Annotated in this window: 16 protein-coding genes; 10 read left to right on the forward strand and 6 right to left on the reverse strand. The window is 72.7% G+C overall.

Annotation, left to right across the window (positions count from 1 at the left end):
* Positions 1 to 179: 179 nt before the first annotated feature.
* Positions 180 to 1,376, forward strand: a complete 1,197-nt coding sequence (locus ABD332_RS42005; RefSeq protein WP_344509413.1) for an ABC transporter substrate-binding protein — start codon at positions 180 to 182, stop codon at positions 1,374 to 1,376.
* A 19-nt stretch (positions 1,377 to 1,395) separates the two neighbouring features.
* On the opposite strand, the gene ABD332_RS42010 is transcribed toward ABD332_RS42005, so the two are convergent.
* The gene (locus tag ABD332_RS42010; protein ID WP_344509415.1) at positions 1,396 to 3,060 is read right to left on the reverse strand and encodes a sigma-70 family RNA polymerase sigma factor; all 1,665 of its coding nucleotides are present in this window, start codon (positions 3,058 to 3,060) and stop codon (positions 1,396 to 1,398) included.
* A gap of 712 nt (positions 3,061 to 3,772) precedes the next feature.
* Between ABD332_RS42010 and ABD332_RS42015 the strand changes: the two genes are divergently transcribed.
* From ABD332_RS42015 to ABD332_RS42045, 7 genes are read left to right on the forward strand one after another with little or no spacing between them, the layout of a single operon-like run.
* Positions 3,773 to 5,284 (forward strand): sugar ABC transporter ATP-binding protein, encoded by a 1,512-nt coding sequence (locus ABD332_RS42015; RefSeq protein WP_344509417.1) that lies wholly within the window; start codon positions 3,773 to 3,775, stop codon positions 5,282 to 5,284.
* Positions 5,281 to 6,306, forward strand: coding sequence for an ABC transporter permease (locus ABD332_RS42020; RefSeq protein WP_344509419.1), 1,026 nt, complete (start codon positions 5,281 to 5,283; stop codon positions 6,304 to 6,306). Before ABD332_RS42015 ends, ABD332_RS42020 begins: the two co-directional genes overlap by 4 nt.
* The gene (locus tag ABD332_RS42025; protein WP_344509421.1) at positions 6,303 to 7,274 is read left to right on the forward strand and encodes an ABC transporter permease; all 972 of its coding nucleotides are present in this window, start codon (positions 6,303 to 6,305) and stop codon (positions 7,272 to 7,274) included. The genes ABD332_RS42020 and ABD332_RS42025 overlap by 4 nt, the downstream gene beginning before the upstream one ends.
* A 35-nt stretch (positions 7,275 to 7,309) precedes the next feature.
* Complete coding sequence (locus ABD332_RS42030) at positions 7,310 to 8,506, forward strand: ABC transporter substrate-binding protein (RefSeq protein WP_344509422.1); 1,197 nt, start codon at positions 7,310 to 7,312, stop codon at positions 8,504 to 8,506.
* A gap of 12 nt (positions 8,507 to 8,518) precedes the next feature.
* Positions 8,519 to 9,376: a sugar phosphate isomerase/epimerase family protein gene (locus ABD332_RS42035; protein ID WP_344509424.1), complete on the forward strand. Its 858-nt coding sequence runs from the start codon at positions 8,519 to 8,521 to the stop codon at positions 9,374 to 9,376.
* Entirely contained in the window at positions 9,373 to 9,744 is a 372-nt protein-coding gene (locus tag ABD332_RS42040) for a MerR family transcriptional regulator (RefSeq protein ID WP_344509426.1), read from the forward strand. Before ABD332_RS42035 ends, ABD332_RS42040 begins: the two co-directional genes overlap by 4 nt.
* An 18-nt stretch (positions 9,745 to 9,762) precedes the next feature.
* The gene (locus tag ABD332_RS42045) at positions 9,763 to 10,737 is read left to right on the forward strand and encodes a zinc-binding dehydrogenase (RefSeq protein WP_344509428.1); all 975 of its coding nucleotides are present in this window, start codon (positions 9,763 to 9,765) and stop codon (positions 10,735 to 10,737) included.
* Between the two features lie 15 nt (positions 10,738 to 10,752).
* Here ABD332_RS42045 and ABD332_RS42050 read toward each other — a convergent pair whose 3' ends face one another.
* Both ABD332_RS42050 and ABD332_RS42055 read right to left on the reverse strand, forming a co-directional pair.
* On the reverse strand, positions 10,753 to 11,319 hold the full coding sequence (locus ABD332_RS42050; RefSeq protein ID WP_344509430.1) for a hypothetical protein: 567 nt from the start codon (positions 11,317 to 11,319) through the stop codon (positions 10,753 to 10,755).
* A 12-nt stretch (positions 11,320 to 11,331) separates the two neighbouring features.
* Complete coding sequence (locus tag ABD332_RS42055) at positions 11,332 to 12,597, reverse strand: hypothetical protein (protein WP_344509432.1); 1,266 nt, start codon at positions 12,595 to 12,597, stop codon at positions 11,332 to 11,334.
* A 135-nt stretch (positions 12,598 to 12,732) separates the two neighbouring features.
* Between ABD332_RS42055 and ABD332_RS42060 the strand changes: the two genes are divergently transcribed.
* Positions 12,733 to 13,194 (forward strand): peroxiredoxin, encoded by a 462-nt coding sequence (locus ABD332_RS42060; protein WP_344509434.1) that lies wholly within the window; start codon positions 12,733 to 12,735, stop codon positions 13,192 to 13,194.
* 9 nt (positions 13,195 to 13,203) lie between these two features.
* Here the strand turns inward: ABD332_RS42060 and ABD332_RS42065 are convergent, their stop codons facing one another.
* Positions 13,204 to 14,112, reverse strand: coding sequence for an ankyrin repeat domain-containing protein (locus ABD332_RS42065; RefSeq protein ID WP_344509436.1), 909 nt, complete (start codon positions 14,110 to 14,112; stop codon positions 13,204 to 13,206).
* Positions 14,113 to 14,307: 195 nt separating this feature from the next.
* Between ABD332_RS42065 and ABD332_RS42070 the strand changes: the two genes are divergently transcribed.
* Positions 14,308 to 15,177, forward strand: a complete 870-nt coding sequence (locus ABD332_RS42070) for a sigma-70 family RNA polymerase sigma factor (protein WP_344509437.1) — start codon at positions 14,308 to 14,310, stop codon at positions 15,175 to 15,177.
* A 138-nt stretch (positions 15,178 to 15,315) separates the two neighbouring features.
* Here the strand turns inward: ABD332_RS42070 and ABD332_RS42075 are convergent, their stop codons facing one another.
* Together ABD332_RS42075 and ABD332_RS42080 are read right to left on the reverse strand one after the other, a co-directional pair.
* Positions 15,316 to 17,619 carry a transglutaminaseTgpA domain-containing protein gene (locus ABD332_RS42075; protein ID WP_344509439.1) on the reverse strand — a complete coding sequence of 768 codons (2,304 nt, stop codon included), beginning with the start codon at positions 17,617 to 17,619 and terminating at the stop codon, positions 15,316 to 15,318.
* Positions 17,616 to 20,435, reverse strand: a complete 2,820-nt coding sequence (locus ABD332_RS42080; RefSeq protein ID WP_344509441.1) for an AfsR/SARP family transcriptional regulator — start codon at positions 20,433 to 20,435, stop codon at positions 17,616 to 17,618. Before ABD332_RS42080 ends, ABD332_RS42075 begins: the two co-directional genes overlap by 4 nt.
* Positions 20,436 to 20,630: the final 195 nt, after the last annotated feature.

Consider the following 20,630-nt stretch of genomic DNA (forward strand, 5'->3'; position numbering starts at 1 on the left):
TGAAGTTTGCTGCTTACGTTGAGTGCTGCATCGGGCTGTGAACGTCGACGCGGTCGCGCCGGAGGTGACACGGCGTTAGGGGAAACCGCCGTGGCATCGCATTCGTTGCTCACGCTCCGAAGTGTTTTCCAAGGTCATCCATGGCAAGAGCTCCTGACACCCCATCCATAGGAGAACACGTGAGACGATCCACGTCCGTCGCCGCGGCCATGACGGCCGCGTTGCTGATCCTGACCGGTTGTGCCACCGATGAGCCGACCACGACCGCTTCCGGTGCCGCGTCGTCGACCGCGGCGGCGGGGTCGGGGACTGGTGAGCAGTCGAAGTTCTTCGTGCAGGCCGATTACGACAACGAGTTGTCGTTGTTGCAGGCCACCGCGACCGGCCCGGCTGACAAGCCGTGGGAGCAGGTGCTCAACCCGAAGCTGGTGGATACGGCGAAGTTCAAGAAGGCCGGCCCGTACAAGGTGTGTTTCTCCAATGCCGCGTTGAACAATCCGTGGCGGCAGGTCGGGTTCAAGGTGATGCAGGCCGAGGTCGAGGCGCAGAAGTCGAAGATCAAGGAGTTTGTGCACGTTGACGCGGAGGGCAAGGACAGCAAGCAGATCGCTGATATCAACGACCTGCTGGGCAAGGGCTGTGACGCGCTCATCGTCTCCCCGAACACGACCGCGACGTTGACGCCCGCTGTGGAGGCGGCCTGCGCCAAGGGTTTGCCGGTCATCGTGTTCGACCGTGGCGTGGACACGAAGTGTCCGGTCACGTTCATCAACCCGATCGGCGGTTACGGGTTCGGGCACGTCGGTGCGTCGTTCTTGTCGGAGAAGGTCAAGTCCGGCGGTAAGGTCCTCGCGCTGCGGATCCTGCCCGGCGTCGACGTCCTGGAGACCCGCTGGTCGGCGGCGAAGGTTCAGTTCGACAAGGCGAAGGTCAACGTCGTCGGTGTCGAGTTCACCGATGGTGACCCGGCGAAGACGAAGAAGATCGTCAACGACTACATCCAGCGGTACGGCACGATCGACGGCATCTGGATGGACGCCGGTGCCACCGCTGTCGCCGCGGTCGAGGCGTTCCAGGACGCGGGCAAGCCGGTCCCGCCGATCAACGGCGAGGACCAGCTGGACTTCCTGAAGCTGTGGAAGGACAAGAAGCTCACCGCGATCGCGCCCACCTACCCGACCTACCAGTGGCGCACCCCGATCATCGCCGCCCTTCGCATTCTCAACGGCGAGCAGGTGTCCAGCCCGTGGAAGCTGCCCCAGCCGACGATCACCCAGGACAACCTCGACAAGTACGTCGACGCCAACATGCCGCCGCTGCACTACGCCATGTGCGGCTGCACCGACCTGCCCGGCTACCCCCAACGCTGGAAATAGGGTCGGGTCGGAATACCGGTCAGACCTGCGTGAATCGCCACTGCTGGTTGGTGGTGCCCTGGCAGGTCCATTGGACCAGCCGTGTGCCGTCGGTCGCCGCGTTGCCGAAGACGTCGACGCACAGTCCACTCAGGACGTTCCTGATGATGTAGACACCCGCGGTCGCCGTCGGGGTCGGTGCCGGCGTTGCGACAGGTACCGGTGTGATGGTGAACCTCTGGTTGTCGTCGTTGTTGCACCGGTACTGCTGCAGGTACGCCCCTGCGGTGGTGGAGCGGGCGTCGACGTCCAGGCACTTGCCGGAGTGGACGGCTTTGAGATTGACGGTGCCACCGCCGGCGTCGATGACCTGCCACCGCTGGTTGTCGGCGCCGGTCCCGGGCCATTGGACGACCGGGGCTCGATCGGTGCCGGACTGCGCCTCGACGTCCATGAGCTTGCCGCTGTGCTCCGCGGTCAGCGTCCACGTCCGCCCGGTGATCGGCGTGGTGCCCGAAGGGCTTGGTCCCGGTGTCGAAGATGCCGTTGGCCCGCGTGTGACCGGTGCCGGTCCGTTGGTTGTGGATCCGGCGGTGACCGGTGGTCGCGGCGGCGTCGGCGGTGGCGCCGCGACGCGGGTGGGCGCGGGTTCCGCCGGTGGCGTGGACACCGCGATCGGCGTGACGACGACACCGGCCACGATGACCGTGCCCGCGACGAGGGAGACGATGGGATGTGCCGCTACGGCAGCCGCGAGCTTGCTGGTCAGCGAGAAGTGCACGGTGCCGGTCGCCGCGGCGCCGGAGGCGGCGTGCGCGAACGAGCTCGCCGCGCCCGTGGCGGCCGCCGGAAGCAGGCCTTTGGCCATGAGGGCGGCGATGAGCGTGGCCGGGACGGGGAGCACGGCGAGGGCTGTGATGATCTTGTCGATCCTGATCAGGTCTGCCGTGGTCGCGGTGCAGACGGCGCAGTCGCGGATGTGCCGGGCGATCCGTTTGCGCCAGACGGTCGACGGCTGCCCGTCCCATTCGGACACGACGGTGTCCAGGCGGGCGCAGCGAGGCTCGGCGGACAGAGCGCTGACGATTCCCCGGCACCGCTCCAGCTGCTCGCGCATCCGCTGCAGACGGACACCGGCGTGCGCGACGTTCACCCCCATGGCTTCGGCCACCTCGGCGCGGCTCATGAGTTCCGCCGTTTCCTGCCACCACAACGACAGCAGTGTCCGGTCGTCCGGATCCAGCCATCGGCTCGCCTCGGCCAACCGGCGTCGCTGCTCGGCGAGCTGCATGTGCAGCACTGTCGTGCGCTCGATGTCCGCCGCGCTGTCCGCGACGTCGGCCGCCTCCTCGATCGCAGTGGTCCGCGCTGCCGCGGACTGCCAGCGGTCCCTGTGTCGGCCGATCTGATGCATCGCCACGGCGGCCAGCCACGGCCGGAAGCTCTCAGGACTGCGCAGGCCCGGCAGGTCTCGCAGCACCAGCAACAAGGTCTCCTGCACGACATCGTCCACGTCGGCGGGGCTGCTCACGGCCCGGCCGACGATGTTGTACAGCAGGGGCAGGCACGCCGAGATCAACTCGTCACGCGCGTCCCTGCTGCCGGCCTGCGCGGCGATGACCAGCGGCGCATAGTCACCCCGGAAGGTCAGGGGCGGAACAGATGGCGGCTTCCGCAGCCGGGGTGCCGGTCCGCCCTGGTTCACGGCGCGAGGAGTGGGCCAGCAGTCGGTTGCAACGCGGCGCACCCACCGTCTCGCTGTCTGTGCATATCAGGTCCCACAATCGCTGTCATGAATGCGCAGGTCGTGCATCGGCCCACCACAGTGGCGACGGAAGACGATGGTGTCAAGATCCCACCGAATGGCGGTCCATTGCGCGAATGGACATAACAATTTTTCCGGGAGCGATTCGGCGACGTCTCGAACGTTCCTCTCGGCGGGCCAACGGGATGCAGTCACGGGCGCACGACACATCGACCCTGCGGCTGCGCAGGGTTGCGCGAAGCATGAGATTCCGGCCCGATCGACTGTCGCTCGCCGCGACGGACAGTCACACTCAGGTTTCCCGGGCCGTGTCTGCGACGCCAAGCGTGCTAGAACCATCTCCAGAAGTCAATATATGAGCAGGTAGGCGGCGCTTTCCGGCCAGCTCGGCTGGTAGAGCGCTCTCACTGGCCTCGTCCGTTCGGCCGGTCGAACTCGGTCGATCAGTGGAGGTTGGGCAACGGCTTTGTTTCGGTGACGTTGCGCCGTTGCGGCCGAACATTGAAACATTTACTCTGCTCTTCGCGACCTTTAGTCGAAACTAGCAAAAGTTCCGGACTTCAACGGCGAAAGTCCCCACGCTACGTGCTCCACCGATGCTCGACCGCAATCATGGCCGTCTTCGATGGTTACGGTCAGTTAGGGGTTTGCAATGCCCGAAACTCCCCCGCTCCTCCGCCTGGGCGGGATCGGCAAGGCCTTCCTCGGCGTGCGCGTGCTGTCCGATGTGGACATCGACGTGCGCGCGGGCGAGGTGCACGCCGTCGTCGGCGAGAACGGCGCCGGCAAGTCGACCCTCATGAAGATCATCTCCGGGGTGTACACCCCCGACGGCGGCACGATCGAGCTCGACGGCCGCGCCGTGGGTTTCAAGGGGCCGCGCGACGCGCAGGCCGCCGGCATCGGGATCATCCACCAGGAGTTCAACCTCCTGCCCGAGCGCACCGTCGCCGAAAACGTGTTCCTCGGCCACGAGCCCGTCCGGCGCGGCCTGGTCGACCGCAAGGCCATGCACGCGCGGACCGCGGAGCTGCTCGCCGCCGCCGGCGAGACGTCCTTCGACCCGGGCGTGAAGGTCGGCCGGCTCGGCGTCGCCCAGCAGCAGGTCGTCGAGATCGTCAAGGCGCTCGCCCTCGACGCGCGCCTGCTCATCATGGACGAGCCGACCGCCGCGCTCGCCGACCACGAGGTCGAGCTGCTCTACGCCCTCGTCCGCCGGCTGCAGGAGCGCGGCATCGGGCTGCTCTACGTGTCGCACCGCCTCACCGAGGTCTTCGACCTGTCCGACCGGATCACCGTGCTCAAGGACGGCCGCCGGGTCACCACCCTCGCCACCCGCGACACGACCGGCGACCAGCTCGTCAAGCACATGGTCGGCCGGGACCTGGCCAGCTACTACCCGCCGCGGGCCGAGCCCGGCGACATCGGCGCGGTCCGCCTCGCCGTCCACAGTGGAGCGAACCACAAGCTGCGCGGCGTCGACGTCGAGCTGCGCGCGGGGGAGATCCTCGGCATCGGCGGGCTGCAGGGCTCCGGCCGGTCCGCGCTCGCCCGCGCGATCTTCGGCGCCGACCCGTTCACCGCCGGCACGGTCGAGCTCGACGGCACGCGGATCCAGCTGCGCTCGCCCCGCGCGGCGATCCGGGCCGGCATCGCGTACGTGACCGAGGACCGCAAGGGCGAAGGCATCGTCGCCGGCCAGTCGGTGCTCGACAACGCCCTGCTCGCCGGCCGCGCCGTCTTCCCCAGTTGGCGCGGCCGGACCGACCGCACCGTCAAGGTGCGCGACCTGCTCGCCGCCGTCGAGGTCCACGCCGCCGGCGAGGATCAGGAGATCCGCTTCCTGTCCGGCGGCAACCAGCAGAAGGTCGTCCTCGCCCGCTGGCTCGCGCTCGGCCCGAAGATCCTGCTCTTCGACGAGCCGACCCGGGGCATCGACGTCGGCGCCAAGTCCGCCATCCACGACCTCGTCCGCCAGCTCGCCCGCGACGGCGCCGCCGTGCTGATGATCTCCTCCGAGCTGCCCGAGCTGCTCGGCATGAGCGACCGGATCGTCGTCATGCGCGACGGGGCCATCGCCGGACAGCTGCCCGCCGGCGCCAGTGAAGAGGACGTCGTCGGGCTCGCCACCGGCGCGTTGACCGTTGAAGAGGTGACTGCGTGACCGTCGCTCCGCCGGTACCGGCGAAAGCCCCCACGATCAAACTCAAGGTGTCCGCCGCCGGGCCCGCCCGCGGCGTCTACATCGCCCTCGCGCTGACGCTCGTGATCGGCTGGATCGTCGTCGCGATCGACGGCGGGTCGCTGTTCAACCAGTCCACAGTGGTCAGTCTGCTGCACGTCGCGACCGGCCTCGGGCTCGTCGCCGTCGGCCAGACCATCGTCATCCTGGCCGGCTCGCTCGACCTGTCCGTCGCGTACGTGATCAGCATCAGCACCCTCGTCGCGGCCGAGACGATGGCGGGAAGCGACGGCAACATCCTGCCGGCGCTCGGCCTCGTGCTGCTCGTCGCCGCCGCCATCGGCCTGCTCAACGGGCTGCTGGTGACGAAGCTGCGGATCAACGCGTTCATCGCCACCGTCGGCGTCGGGCTGCTGCTCAAGGGGTACCTCGACAACGGCTACGACGGCCCGGCGGGCAAGACCGCGCCCGCGTTCGTGCAGAGCCTCGGCTACCAGCGGATCGGGCCCGTGCCGGTCGCGTTCCTGCTGCTGCTCGCCGTCGCCGCCGCGGCCTGGTTCGCGGTGCGCAACACCCGCTTCGGCCACCACCTCATCGCCGTCGGCGGCGACCCCGACGTGGCCCGGCTCTCCGGCGTCCGCAACGACCGCATCCTCATCGTCGCCCACGTGCTGTGCGCGCTGTGCTCCGGCCTCGCCGGGATCTACCTCGCCAGCCGGCTCGGCTCCGGCGCGCCCCGCGTCGGCGTCGAGGGCCTCTACGACCTGGAGTCGATCGCCGCCGTCGTGCTCGGCGGCACCGCCCTCGCCGGCGGCCGCGGCGGGGTCCTCGGCACCGTCGGCGGCGTGCTGCTGCTCGCCAGCATCGACAGCATCTTCAACCAGCTCGAGGTCGACGCGTTCTTCAAGCAGGTCATCCGCGGCGTGATCATCATCGCGGCGGTGGCCGTCTACGCCCGGCGGATGCACCGCCGCCGCACCACGTCCCGGAAGGCGGCAGCATGACGGCCACCGTGTTGGAGAAGCAGAAGGCCAACCTGCTGCGCCCCGGCGGGATCACGCCGATCATCGGGATCCTCACGATCCTGCTGGTGCTCGTCGCCATCCGGCAGCCCGACTTCTTCGCCCCGGCGTCGCTGCTGTCGTTCGTCGGCCGGTCCGCGCCCATCATCCTGCTCGCCGCCGGGCAGTACTTCGTCATCGTCTCCGGCGAGTTCGACCTGTCCGTCGGCTCGCTCGTCACCGCCCAGGTCGTCGTCGCGGCTCGGCTCATCGACAGCGACCCGTCCCGGACCTGGCCGGTGGTGCTCGTCGTGCTCGCCTTCGGCGTCGTGGTCGGGCTCGTCAACGGTCTCGTCACCACGCTGCTGAAGGTCCCGTCGTTCATCACGACCCTCGGCATGTACCTGATCCTCGTCGGCGCCGTCTACCTGTGGTCCGACGGCGCACCCAAGGGCGGCCTGTCCGAGGAGTTCCGCCGCTTCGGCCGGCGCGCGTTCGAGGACGTGCCGCTGCTCGGCCGGGTGCCCTACGCGCTGCTCATCCTCCTCGGCGTGGCCGCCGTCGCGGTCGCCGTCACCCGCTCCGACTTCGGCCGCACGCTCGTCGCCGTCGGCGGCAACCCGCGCACCGCCGAGCTCACCGGCGTCCGCGTGTGGCGCACCAAGACCATCGCGTTCGTGCTCAGCGGCGTCTTCGCCACCGTCGCCGCGATCCTGCTCGGCGGCTACAGCGGCGTGTCGTTCCAGGCAGGCGCCGGCCTCGAGTTCGGCGCGATCACCGCCGTCGTCCTCGGCGGGGTCGTCCTCGGCGGCGGCCGCGGGGCCGTCGCGGGCGCAATGCTCGGCGCCCTGACCCTCGAGACGCTCTTCGCCCTCCTCAACTTCTACGGCGTCTCCGGCGCCCTCAGGTCAACCGTCCAGGGCCTGATCATCCTCATCGCCGTCGCAGTCGGATCACTGCGCCGCCGCTGAGGCACACACCCCACACCCCATCCATAGGAGAACACGTGAGACGATCCACGTCCGTTGTCGCGGCGATGAGTGCTGCGTTGCTGATTCTGACCGGTTGTGCCACCGATGAGCCGACCACGACCGCCTCCGGTGCCGCGTCGTCGACCGCGGCGGCGGGGTCGGGGACTGGCGAGCAGTCGAAGTTCTTCGTGCAGGCCGATTACGACAATGAGCTGTCGTTGTTGCAGGCGACGGCGACTGGCCCGGCTGACAAGCCGTGGGAGCAGGTGCTCAACCCGAAGCTGGTGGATACGGCGAAGTTCAAGAAGGCCGGCCCGTACAAGGTGTGTTTCTCCAATGCCGCGTTGAACAATCCGTGGCGGCAGGTCGGGTTCAAGGTGATGCAGGCCGAGGTCGAGGCGCAGAAGTCGAAGATCAAGGAGTTTGTGCACGTTGACGCGGAGGGCAAGGACAGCAAGCAGATCGCTGATATCAACGACCTGCTGGGCAAGGGCTGTGACGCGCTCATCGTCTCCCCGAACACGACCGCGACGTTGACGCCCGCTGTGGAGGCGGCCTGCGCCAAGGGTTTGCCGGTCATCGTGTTCGACCGTGGCGTGGACACGAAGTGTCCGGTCACGTTCATCAACCCGATCGGCGGTTACGGGTTCGGGCACGTCGGTGCGTCGTTCTTGTCGGAGAAGGTCAAGTCCGGCGGTAAGGTCCTCGCGCTGCGGATCCTGCCCGGCGTCGACGTCCTGGAGACCCGCTGGTCGGCGGCGAAGGTTCAGTTCGACAAGGCGAAGGTCAACGTCGTCGGTGTCGAGTTCACCGATGGTGACCCGGCGAAGACGAAGAAGATCGTCAACGACTACATCCAGCGGTACGGCACGATCGACGGCATCTGGATGGACGCCGGTGCCACCGCTGTCGCCGCGGTCGAGGCGTTCCAGGACGCGGGCAAGCCGGTCCCGCCGATCAACGGCGAGGACCAGCTGGACTTCCTGAAGCTGTGGAAGGACAAGAAGCTCACCGCGATCGCGCCCACCTACCCGACCTACCAGTGGCGCACCCCGATCATCGCCGCCCTTCGCATTCTCAACGGCGAGCAGGTGTCCAGCCCGTGGAAGCTGCCCCAGCCGACGATCACCCAGGACAACCTCGACAAGTACGTCGACGCCAACATGCCGCCGCTGCACTACGCCATGTGCGGCTGCACCGACCTGCCCGGCTACCCCCAACGCTGGAAGTAGAAGGAGCCGCTCGTGCGCGCCATCGGTGCCAACCCCTGGATCTGGTCCTCGCCCGTCGACGACGCCGCCCTCGCTGCGCTCGTGCCACGCCTCGCCGAATGGGGCTTCGACGCGGTCGAGCTGCCGATCGAGCAGGTCGGTGACTGGGACCCGGCGCGCACGAGCGACCTTCTCGTCGCGCACGGCCTCCGCGCCGCCGGGGTCTGCGCGGTCACGCCGCCGGGCCGCGACCTGGTCTGCACCGACGACGCCACCGTCGCGTCGACCCGGGCCTATCTACGGGCCTGCGTCGACGCGGCGGCGGCCGTCGGCGCGCCCTGCGTCGGCGGGCCGGTCTACGCCGCCGTCGGCCGCACCTGGCGGATGACCCCGCCGGAGCGGCAGGCCTGCTACCGGGACTTCCGGGAAGGACTCGCGCCCGTCGCCGAGCACGCCGGGGAGCTCGGCGTCACCATCGGCGTCGAGGCCCTGAACCGCTACGAGACGAGCGTCGTCAACACGATGGAGCAGACCGTCGAGCTGATCGAAGGCCTGCCCGCCAACGTGGGGATCATGCTCGACACGTACCACATGAACATCGAAGAACGTGATCCCTATGCGGCCGTGGCGGTTGCCGGACCTTTCGTGAAGCACGTGCAGGTCAGCGGGACCGACCGCGGCGCACCGGGCAACGACCACCTGGACTGGCCCCGGTTCCTCGCGGCGCTGGACAAGGCCGGCTACACGGGCGCGCTGTGCATCGAGTCCTTCACGGCGGAGAACGAGACCATCGCCACCGCCGCGTCGATCTGGCGCCCGCTCGCCGAGACCCAGGACCGCCTCGCGCTGGACGGCCTCGCCTACCTGCGGAGCGTTATGTTCGAGGCATGAAGATCGGCGAGCTGTCGCGGCGGACGGGCGTCAGTGTCCGGGCGTTGCGGCACTACGAGGACGAGGGGCTGCTGCACCCCGGCCGGTGCAGCAACGGCTACCGGGACTTCGGTGAGGACGCCGTGGACGCGGTGGGGCAGATCCGGGCGCTGATCGACAGCGGCCTGCCGACCAGGATCATCCGCGACGTCCTGCCGTTCCTCGACGGCCCCTCGCAGGTGCTGCCCGCCACACCCTGCGCGTACTTCCTGGAGGAGGTCGCCCGGCAGGTGGAGCAGCTGCAGCGCCGCATCGCGTGCCTGACCCGCAACCGCGACGCCCTCGACGCCTACCTGCGGGCCGCGCGCTTGACCCTCACGCAACCGTGAAGGTTCTACGGTCGCGCCATGCGAGCGCTTCTCCAGACCTCCCTGCACGGCCCCGCCGGCCTCCGGCTCGTCACCGACGCCCCCGTGCCCGTCCCGGGCCCCGGCGAGGTCCTGATCCGCGTCGGCGCGGCGGGCGTCAACTACGCCGACGTCATGCGGTCCCACGGCACCTACGAGGGCGGCCCGGCGGCACCGTTCGTCGCCGGGCTCGAGGCGGCGGGTGAGGTCGTCGCGGCCGGACCGCACGTCACCGCCGTCCATGTCGGCGATCACGTCGCCGGTACGGGCGCCGGCGCCTTCGCCGAGTACATGCTGCTGAACGCGGCCGCGCTGACGCCCGTGCCGGCCGGCTGGACCGACGAACAGGCCCTCGGGCTCCTGCTCAACTGGGCCACCGCCCTCGCCGCGCTGCGCCCCCTCGGCCGCGTCACCGCGGGCGAGACCGTGCTGATCACGGCCGCCGCAGGCGCCGTCGGCCAGGCCGCGACGCGCCTCGCCGTCCACTACGGCGCGACGGTCATCGCCGCCGCCTCCGCCGGCAAGCACGACCTGGTGCGAGAGCTGGGCGCGGCGCACGTCCTCGACGCCCGGACCGCCGACGTCGCCGCCGGCACGCTGCGCCTCACCGCCGGCCGCGGCGCCGACCTGGTGCTGGAGTCGGCCGGCGGCGCGTCATTCCGCGCCGCCCTCGCCGCGGCCCGCCGGGTCACCGGCCGGGTCGTCGTCTACGGCGTGGCCGGCGGCGACGCCACGGTCAGCAACCGCGAGCTGAACTTCACCCACCCCGTCCACGTCATCGGCCTGCACCTCGGCATCCTCATCGACACCGCACCCGACCTTTACGCGGCGCTGCTCACCGAGCTCTCCGCACTCCGCGCGGCCGGCGTCCTGACCCCCGGCACCCCGGCCGTGCACCCGCTGGCCGACGGGCCGGAGGTCCTCGCCGCCCTCCAGTCCCGCACCACGACCGGCAAGCTCGCCCTGCGCCCCTGACAGGCCCCTGACCGACTACCCGGGCAGGTGGGCGACGACGAGCCGGGCGAGCTTCTCCGTGTCGGGCCGGCTTCTGCCGGCCTTCGGCGCGTCCTTGATGCCGGTGGAGATGACGAGCAGGGCGTCGCCGGCAGCCAGGACGAGGACCTGGCCGTTGGGGGTGTCCCAGTACGCGTCGCTGCCGACGCCCGCGACGGCGACGGCGTCGGCGGTGCGCTGCCGGGTGAACTGCGAGCGGTTGTCGGCGGCGCCGGCCGGCGTCAGGGCGCGACGGTAGCCGACGTTGGCGTAACGCTGGTCGTCGGCGGTCCAGTACACGCACGACGTGAACTTCGTGTCGGTCTTGCCGGGCTCGTTGTCGGTGAGCTTCGGCGCGGGCTTGAGCTCGGCGCCGAGCACGGCCTTCGCGTCGGCCGCCTGATAGAACTCGCAGCCGGCGACCGGTGACGCCGCCGCCGCTGCCGTCGCGCTGGAGGTGGCGGCGGCGGTCGTCCGCGGTGGGGCCGGTGCGGGGGTGGCGGTGCCTGAGCAGGCGGCGAGCGCGGTCACGGTGAGCAGGAGCGCGGGTGCGACGGATCGCATGGCGATGTCCCTTCAGTTCGCTGCGGCACGGACGGATGCGGTGGCGTCGGTGGACACGGTCTGCCAGGGGGTGCCGAACACCGACTGGGCGGCGGTGTCGACGGTGCGGCGCTTGCGGACGACCTCCGTGAAGAAGGCCAGCATCTTCGCCTCGCCGTAGCGCTGGGCGAGGTAGGTGACGGCGAGCAGGGCGATGCCGTAACGGGCGGCGGTCTCGTCGAACGTGGCGTCCGCCGGCGGGCGGGTGAGGACCAGCGAGCCGTCCCACTTGCCGGCCGCCAGGTGCCCGCGGACCGACGGCAGGTCGTTGCGCAGCTCACCGCCCTCGCCGTTGGCGATGTACGCGGCGACGCCCTCGGTCAGCCACCATGCGGGGCCGGGCGGGGCGATCCCGCCGAGGGTCACGACGTGGGCGAACTCGTGGGTGATCAGGGTGGGCAGCCACGAGTCGGTCATCGTCTTGTGGTCGACGACGACGTCGGCCGCGCCGGGCTGCAGCGGGATCGTGTAGGCACCGGCGTTGGCGGCGCCGCCCGCGTACCAGTCCTTCCACTGCTCCTCGCCCGCGACGTAGACGAAGTACCGCTTCGGCGGGCCGTCGAACGAGGCGGCGAAGCGGTCGTCGGTGACGGTGGCCGCCTCCGCCGCGCGCAGCACCCGGTCCAGCACCACCGGGTAACCCGCGGCGTCGCCGGCCGGTCCGGCCACGGTGACCCGGCTGCCCTCCTTGACTGCGAGGGTTGTCGCGTCCCAGGGGCGGTGGGTCTGCTCATACCCGGAGAGCCGCAGCCGGCCGTGCACCACCGACCACGTCGTGGCGACGCGCAGCCGCACGGGCGTGCAGTCGTCGTCGGCGAAGCAGTAGCCGACGTCGACCGGCACCCGCCACGTGTCGTCGTTGCGGGACGGCAGGTCGGCGGTCTCCATCGTCCAGCGCCGCACGCGCAGCGCCGTGAGCGAGTCGAACCGCCGGCCGGCCTGCTCCCGCAGCGGCGCGTCGTCGGCGGCGATCGCCTGCAGGTAGCCGTCGCGGTCGCCGCGCAGCAGCGCCGCCGACTGCTGGGCCAGGACCTCCTGGATCGCGAACAGCGGGTTCTCGTCGGGCCGGACGACCGGCCCGGTGAGGGCGATTCCGGCACCGTACGCAGTGGGCGCCGGCGGCACCAGTAACGTGATGAGCACAGCGAACGCGGTCACCGCGGCGACGGACAGGACGAACAGCGCGCCGTGGCGCGGGTCGGCCTGCCGTATCCGCTGCGTCCACTGGGATCGGGTCACGTCCGGACCGTAGCCGCGCGGCGCCCGCCCGCCGGCCCGCCGCCGCGGGTGTGGCACCTTTCCGGGAGCCGCCGGTTGCGCCCGCCCCGCGCGGCGAACAGGATGAGCGCGGATCTTGAATGAGGGGATGGTCGCATGAACGTCGGGGACGTCGTCGAGGACTTCGAGCTCGCGGACGAGCAGGGGGTGACCCGGTCACTCACCGGCCTGCTCGCGGACGGGCCGGTGGTCCTGTTCTTCTACCCGGCGGCGCTGACCGCCGGCTGCACCGCCGAGGCGTGCCACTTCCGCGACGTGTACACCGAGCTCAAGGCCGTCGGCGGGCATCCGGTCGGGATCAGCGGCGACGAGGTCGAGCGGCAGGCGGAGTTCGCGAAGAAGCACAGCCTCGGCTATCCGCTGCTGTCGGACCGCGACGGCGTCGTGCGGGCCCTGTTCGGCGTCGGGCGCGGCCCCCTCGGCCTCACCGCGACGAAGCGCATCACCTTCGTCATCGACACCGACCGCACGATCCTCGAGGTCATCAAGAGCGAGATCCGGATGGACGTGCACGCCGACAAGGCCGTCGCCGCGCTCCGCAAGCGGCAGGCCGCGTAAGGGCGACGCTCAGCCCGGGTCCTTCATGGAACGGTGCGGCACCGTGCCGCCGGACAGCTCACGGATGCGGGCGAGGAGCGCGACGACGAACCGGTCGGTCCCGAAGTCCCACGAGCCGCCGTCCCAGTAGTGCGACCGCTGCTGGAAGAACAGGCACGCGCGCAGCACGTCGAGGTCGCCGGGCAGGCCACCGGTGCGCTCCCATTCGCGGCGCGCCGGGGCGACGACCTCGGCCAGGCCTTCGGAGCCACCGTGCAGGTCATAGCCGTTGTACGTGTGGGCGAACGTCACCAGCTCCGCGAACCCGGCACCCTCCCCGGGCACCGCGACGAGCGGCGGGTCGGGCCGCTCCCGCACGCGCACCTCCCGCGCGGTGACCTCGTGCCGCTCGGCGAACACGTCGACGATCAACCTGGTGTCCGGCCCGGCCGGGTCGAGGCGGAGCTCGAACCGCCCGTGCATGCCCGGCACCTGGAACGACATCCGCGGCTCGGCCAGCTCCAGCAGCACCTCCAGCTCCGGCAGCCGCAGGGCGTGCTGGTCGACGAGGTGCTGCAAGCGGGCCCGGATCACCGCGTGGACGAACACCTGGATCCGGCGCAGCGTCCCGGCGGGCACGTCGAAGCGCCGCGGCGGCTCGAGCGCCGCGGCGAGGTGCGCGTGGTTCGCGCGCCGGGCGAGGTCGGCGGGGCGGTCCCCGGCGGCGGTCCGCAGCCCGCGCCAGGCGCCGAGCGCGACGAGCCGCTCCACGACCTCGACGGGCGCGCCGCCGTGCGCCGCCTGGTGCAGCGGCGCGAACCAGGACGCGCCGCCGGGGCGGGCCGAGTTCACCAGTCCGGGCTCTTCCGCCAGTACCGCGAAGACACCGGCCCAGTCGTAGCGCTTCGCGCAGTCGGCGAGCCGCTGCCGCCGCGCCATGTCAGCTTTGTTGGTGCCTGCTTTGGTTGTGCCGTCCCATGCCTGCTCGCCCACGGAGAGATCCTGCCGCACGTACCCCCGGTGCCGTCGTCGTGGTGGAAGAAGCTGTTATCCGGCGGGACCGGTTCCGGTCTGTTGTGCGCGAAGGGGCGTCCGCGGGCGCCCGCGGCATCATGCGACAGACCGGAGCAGGCAGTGGACACATTGGAGCGACTGGACGACGAACTCGCGGCGGCGGCCCGTGACGGGGACCGGGCGGCGATGCGGGAGCTGGCCGCGCGGTTTCTTCCGCTGGTGTACAGCGTGGTGGGCCGGGCCGCGGACCGGGACCTGGACGTCGACGACATCGTCCGGGACGCGATGACCGGCCTGGCGGCGGGGCCGGTGGTGGCGCGCGAGCCGGCCCGGCTGCGCGCCTGGGTGGTCACGGTCGCGCTGCGGCACCTGACCGACGCCCGCGCCGCCGCGCGCCGGCGCCGGCTGGCCCGCGAGAGCCGGTTCGGGGGCCTCGCCGAACGGCCCGACCCGGCGTCGGACTTCATCGGCCTCGTCATGCTGCGGCAGGCGCTGACCCACGAGCAGCGGGACGTCGCCGACGCGACGCGCTGGCTGGACCCGTCCTACCGGGACCTGCTGTCGCTGTGGTGGCTCGAGGTCGGCGGGCACCTGAGCCGGGCCGACGTGGCGGCGGCGGTGGCCCTGCCGGTCGCGCACGTGGCGGTGCGGGTGCAGCGCATGCGCGAACAGCTCGACACCGCCCGGCGGGTCGTGGCTGCGCTGCGCGCCCGGCCGGGGTGCCCGGCGCTGACCGACCTGACGGCGTCCTGGGACGGCCGCCCGGATCCGTTGTGGCGCAAGCGGATCGCCCGCCACCTGCCGCCGTGCGACGCGTGCGCGGCCCACGGCGGCGGCCGGCTGACCCCGCCCGAGCGCCTGCTGGCGCCGCTGCCGCTGCTCGTGCCGCCACCGCGCCTCACACCCGCTGCCGCGACGGCTCCGTCGGCCGGCGTCGCTGCCGGGGTGGTCATCGGTCGCGGGGCGTCGTCGGGTGTCCGTCGCCGGTGAGGGCCGGCAGCCTGCGTTCCGCGTGGCGCTTCGAGACCGCGCGGTTGAAGCAGCCACAGCTCCCTGGGCAGCGACCGCATCAGCGGTTGGTGCCGTTGCTGTCGCGGGCCGAGACGCGTGATCGACCGGGTGCGGCGGTCAGCGTGGCGGCGGACGACGGTGCGAGGTTGCGTGTGCTGGCGTCCGGGGCGACGACCGTGCGGTTGCGGCGCTGGTCGGGCGGCGGCGGAGCAGGGACGGTGGCAACAGGACCGCCCGCACCCGGATCGCGGCGGTGGCGTGCCCGGCCAGGTCGGCGCGGACCGCACCCAGCGCGGCCCGCAGCTCGGGGGTGGGCAGGGGGCGGCGGGCGTACCGGGCGTGCTCCTCGACCTCGTTGAGCAGCCGCACACCGTCGCGGGTCTCGACGCGGAGCCGGCCGTCGACGACGAGGCGGGCGACGGTGGCGCGCGGGGACTCGCCGTCGTGGACGGGCACCCGGTAGTCGAGCATCGTGTCGATCAGCTCGTCCCAGGCGTGGTGGGCGCGCGCCCTCGCGGCCTCCTCGCCCGGCGTCGCGGCCGACGCGCGGGCCAGCCGCGCCCGCCGGACCCGCCCGCGCAGCGCCGCCGGGACGAGCAGGAGCAGCACGGCGATCGCGCCGCCGAGCACCCACAGGACGACCGCCGTCGCCGGGCCGGAAGCCTTCGGGGCGGGCGCCGGCGGCTCCGCAGCGGCGGTCGGAGCGGGCGCCGCGGACGCGGACGGGCGTGCCACGGCGCCGCCCGGCCGCCCGTCGGTGGCAGCGGCGGTGGGGGCGGCGGTGGCGTCCGGGCCGGGCAGGTACGCGGTGGACGCCGAGCCGGCGATCGCCCCCGCCGGGGTCGCGTCGAACGGCAGCCAGCCGAAGCCGGGGAAGTACGCCTCGGTCCAGGCGTGCAGGTCGCGGTTGGTCATCGTGGTCGTGCCGCCGCTGCGGGTGCCGCGGGCGAAGCCGATCACGACCCGCGACGGGATCCCCGCGGCGCGCAGCAGCCAGCCGAACGCGGCGGCGTACTGGACGCAGAACCCGCGCCTGGTCCGCAGGAACCCGGCCAGGTCGAGGTCCGCGTCCACCTGCGTGTCGTAGGTGAACGGCGCGAAGAACGCGTGGATCGCGTCGAGCCGGTCGTACGGCGTCGCCCGGCCCTGGACCAGCCGCTCCACGATGGACCGGACGGCCGGGTCGTCGGGCACGGCGAGGGTGTCGTTGAACGCCGGGTCGCCGGGGTCGACCGGGGCGGCCCCGCGCAGGTCGCCGGGCGTGACGTCGGGCCGCACGTAGCCGACCGTGTACCGCAGCCCGGGGGCGGCCCGCCGCTCGGCGTGCACGACGCCGGTCCGCCCGTCGAAGCGCCAGCCGGCGCCCGCGCCGGTGATGCTCGTCGGCCAGGCGTACACCGGCAGCAGACCATCGCCGAGACCGCTGACGATCTCGATGTCGGCCCGGTAGGCGGTGCTGCGGACCGACGCGCCCCAGTCGGGTCCGGTGAGCCGGCCGGTGTCGCCGGGCGGGCGGGCGGTGAAGCCCTGACGGGTCAGCTGCTCCAGGACGCCGAGGCGCAGGTAGTACGGGTCGGGGTCGGTCGCGCCGGTCACCCGCACCATGTCGGATGTGGGGCCCTGCCGCAGCCGCGCGGCGAACGCGGCGACCATGCTGACCTCGTCGCCTCCGGGGTCACCGGCGCCACCGAGACGGTCGAGGCCGATGCCGGGCAGCGCGAAGGGGACCAGCGGCACGAGGACGGCGAGGCCCACCCCGGCGGCACCGAGCCGCCGCCCGGCCGCGGCCAGCGGCGACGGCGTCCGCGGGCCGGCGCCGCCGAGCCGGCGGCCGAACCGGTGGATCCGGTCGACGCTGTCGGTGCCGAGCAGCCACAGGAAGCCCGCGGCGCCGAGGACGAACGGCAGCCAGCTGGTGCTCGCGCTGCTCGCGGTGACCGGCACGGCGTAGACGGCCAGCATCGGCAGCCCGGCGAGGGCGGGTTGGCGCTGCACGACCGCGAGCTGGTCGACGAGGAGCGCGACGGCGGCGACGCCGAGGACCGCCAGGAACATGAGGCCTTCGCGGTCGGTGACCGGCGGCGCGAACCTGGCCAGGTCGGCGGCGGCGGTCCGCAGCAGGTCGCGGAAGTGGGCGAAGGTGCCCGGTGAGGGGAGGATCCCCGCGTACTCGTGGCCGCTGCGGAACGACCAGGTCAGGACGAGCAGGCCGGCGAGCGCCATGGCCGGGGTCGGCGCCCAGGACGGCGCGCGGACGCTGCGCACGAGCAGGCCGGTGGCGCACATCGCGGCCACGACGAGGGCGGCGTGCAGCGCCCAGGTGGCGTTGTTGAAGAGCGTGCCGACCGGCAGCGCGGCCAGCAGCGTCGAGACGGCCGCGACCAGGGTGAGCCGCCGCGGCGCGCGGTGGTGCGTCGTCATCCGGTCACCCCCTGGGGCAGCCGCGCGGCCAGCTTGGCGCGGATCTTGTCGGCCGCCGGGTGGGTCAGCTCGTCGTAGATCTTCATCGCCTTGCGCCACTCGGCCTGCGCGGCCGGCAGGTCGCCCGAGTCGAAGAGGGCGTCGCCGAGCCGGTCGCCGATGCCCGCCTCGTTGGGGCTGTCGGCGAGGGCGTGGGTGAGGGCGACGGCGCGGCGGTAGCAGGCGATCGCGTCCGCGAACACGCCCATGCGGTGGTGGGCGTAGGCGAGCGTGTCCAGGGTCGCGGCCTGCCCGTGCCGGTCGTCGATCTTCTGCTGCAGGGCGAGCGCCTGCCGGCAGTGCCCGACCGCCTGGCCCGGGTCGCCGAGCTCGATGTGGTACCAGGCGGACGCGTTCAACGCGTAGGCGAGGCTGGAGGGCCGGTCGGTCGTGCGGTACAGCGCGAGGGCCTGCTCGGCGTGGTCGAGCGCCGCCGCGTTGTCGCCCTGCGCCTCGTGCACCTCGCCGAGGTTCAGGTGGGTCGCGGCCCGGCCGACGGGGTCGTCGAGACCGCGGAACAGCTCCAGCGACGCGGTGAGGGCGGCGTGCGCGTCGTCGTAGTTGGCCAGGGCGAGGTGGCCGCGGCCCAGAACCCGTTGCAGGTGCGCCTCGCCGTGCCGGTCGCCGCAGCGGTGCGCCGCCGCGAGCGCGACCCGCTGGGTGGCGATCCAGTCGTGGTGGCGGCCCTGCCGCTGGAAGAAGTTCGTGAGCGTCCAGGCGATCTGCCAGGCGAGCGAGTCGAACCCGGTCGTGGCGGCCGCGTGGACGGCGGCGGTGAGCACCGGATACTCGGCGGCGAACCACCGGCTCGCGGCCGCCTGGTCGGCGAGCGCGGGCGGCACGACACCGGCGGACGGCGGCGCCGGGTCGGGGACGCGCACCTGGAACGGGTGCTGGAGCGTGGTCGCGGCGAACGCGGTGTGCAGGTAGTACTCCAGCAGCCGCCGCGTCGCCGCGGTGCGCTCGCCGGCCGGGTCCTTGGCCGCCAGCTCGGCCGCGTACCGGCGCAGCAGGTCGTGCGCGGCGAACCGGCCGGCGGCCGGCTCGGTGAGCAGGTGCGCCCGGACGAGGTCGGCGAGCAGCGTCCTCGCCTCCTTCACCGGCACGCCGAGCAGGCTCGCCGCGGCCGGCGCACTGATGTCCGGGCCGGGGTGCAGGCCGATCAGCCGGAACAGGCGGGCCGCCGCGTCGCTCAGGGTGCGGTACGACGAGGAGAACACGGCCCGCACGTCGCCGCGGGTGTCGCCGACGTCGAACTGGTCGAGGTCGTCGCGCAGCTCGGCGGCGAGGTCGGCGAGCGGCTGGTGCGGGCGCAGCGCGGCGCGCGCGGCGACGATCGCCAGGGCGAGCGGCAGGCCGGCGCAGGCGGCCACGATCTCGTCGACGGCGGACGGCTCGGCGTCGAGGCGGGCGCGGCCGAGCCGCCGGGCGAGCAGGCGGGTCGCCTCCCCGTGGGTCAGCAGGTCGAGGGGGACCGGTTGGGCGCCCTCGGCGGCGATGAGCCCCGCGAGGTTGGTCCGGCTGGTGACGACGACGAGGCAGCCGGGGCCGCCGGGCAGCAGCGGCCGGGCGTGGTCGGCGTCGCGGGCGTTGTCGAGCACGATGAGGATGCGCCGGCCCGAGGTCAGGCTGCGGAACAGCGCGGTCTGCGCGGCCAGGTCGGCCGGGACGCGCCGCGGCGGCACGCCCAGCGCGTCGAGGAACCCGCGGACCGCCTGGGCGGGCGTGACGACGGTGTCGGCGCCGCCGAAGCCGTTGAGGTCGGCGTAGAGCTGCCCGTCGGGGAAGCGGCCGGCGACGCGGTGCGCCCAGTGGACGGTGAGGCTGGTCTTGCCGACGCCCGCGGTGCCGGTGACCGTGGCGAGGACGACGGCCTCCTCGAGGATCGCGTCGAGACGGTCGAGCTCGGCCGTGCGGCCCGTGAAACTGTGCAGGTCGAGGGGGAGCTGCGCGGCGGCCGGGACCGGTGCGGCGGGCTGCGGCGCCGGGGTTTCCGGGGCGCCGGCCTGCCGCAGCAGCCGGGCGTGCAGGTCGCGCAGCTCCGCGCCCGGCTCGGTGCCGAGGTCGTCGACGAGTTTGCGGCGGATTCTGGTGTACCGGTCGAGCGCCTCCGCCTGGTGCCCGCTCTCGTGCAGCGCCTCGATGAGGGCCGCGGCCAGGGACTCGGCGTAGGGGTGCTCCGCGGCCAGCTCGGTCAGCGGGCCGATGAGCGGCTCCACCGCGCCCGCGCCCGCGCCCCCGCCTCCACCTGCGCCGTCACCTCCGCCTTGGCCGAGTCGCAGCGCCGCCTGCGCCCAGGCGACCGCGGCGTCGAGGCGCTGCTGGCGCCAGCTCTCGCGCATGCGCTCGGCCCACGGGCCGGCCACGTCGGCGAGCGGTGCGCCCCGCCACAGGTCCAGGGCCTGCCGCAGCGCCGCGACCCGGGCGGTGTCGGAGGTTCGCGGGTCGCGGGCTTGCTCGGTGAGGGCCCGGAACCGGTGCAGGTCCACGGCCTCCGGGTCGACGTCGAGGACGTAGCCGCCGGAGCGGCGGACCAGCGGCGACGCGCCGCCGTCCTGCAGGGCGCCGCGGAGCCGGGCGACGTACACGTACAGCGCGTGCCTGGCCCGGTCGGGCGCGTCGCCGGCCCAGACCCGGTCGATGATGGTCTCGATCGGCACGAGCCGGCCGGCGTCGGCGGCCACCGCCGCGAGCACCAGGCGCTGGCGCGGCGGCCCGGCGTCCAGCCGCCGGGTGGCGGTCCACGCCTCGATCGGTCCGAGCAGCCGGAACTCCATGGACCTCCCCGTCCCCCGTTGTATCGACGATGCCGGTCCGGCGTATCGACGCATCCTACGGCAGCTGCCATCGGCGCGGAGACCTCCGGCGCGGCATCGGGGGAGGTGGACGGCTGTGCGTGCGGCCGCCGGCAGGATCGGCGAGCGGCCGCCCGGGCTCGCAGGCGAAGCACCGCCTCGCCGGGCGGGACGACG

The organism is Dactylosporangium maewongense, assembly GCF_039531485.1.
GTDB lineage: Bacteria > Actinomycetota > Actinomycetes > Mycobacteriales > Micromonosporaceae > Dactylosporangium > Dactylosporangium maewongense.

Coding starts and splice junctions, on each gene's coding strand:
- ABD332_RS42065 (WP_344509436.1), bottom strand. CDS start 14,112: ATGGCGCGGCGGCAGCGGCTCGCCGACTGCGCGAAGCGCTACGACTGG.
- ABD332_RS42080 (WP_344509441.1), bottom strand. CDS start 20,435: ATGGAGTTCCGGCTGCTCGGACCGATCGAGGCGTGGACCGCCACCCGG.
- ABD332_RS42015 (WP_344509417.1), top strand. CDS start 3,773: ATGCCCGAAACTCCCCCGCTCCTCCGCCTGGGCGGGATCGGCAAGGCC.
- ABD332_RS42050 (WP_344509430.1), bottom strand. CDS start 11,319: ATGCGATCCGTCGCACCCGCGCTCCTGCTCACCGTGACCGCGCTCGCC.
- ABD332_RS42075 (WP_344509439.1), bottom strand. CDS start 17,619: ATGACGACGCACCACCGCGCGCCGCGGCGGCTCACCCTGGTCGCGGCC.
- ABD332_RS42040 (WP_344509426.1), top strand. CDS start 9,373: ATGAAGATCGGCGAGCTGTCGCGGCGGACGGGCGTCAGTGTCCGGGCG.
- ABD332_RS42025 (WP_344509421.1), top strand. CDS start 6,303: ATGACGGCCACCGTGTTGGAGAAGCAGAAGGCCAACCTGCTGCGCCCC.
- ABD332_RS42045 (WP_344509428.1), top strand. CDS start 9,763: ATGCGAGCGCTTCTCCAGACCTCCCTGCACGGCCCCGCCGGCCTCCGG.
- ABD332_RS42060 (WP_344509434.1), top strand. CDS start 12,733: ATGAACGTCGGGGACGTCGTCGAGGACTTCGAGCTCGCGGACGAGCAG.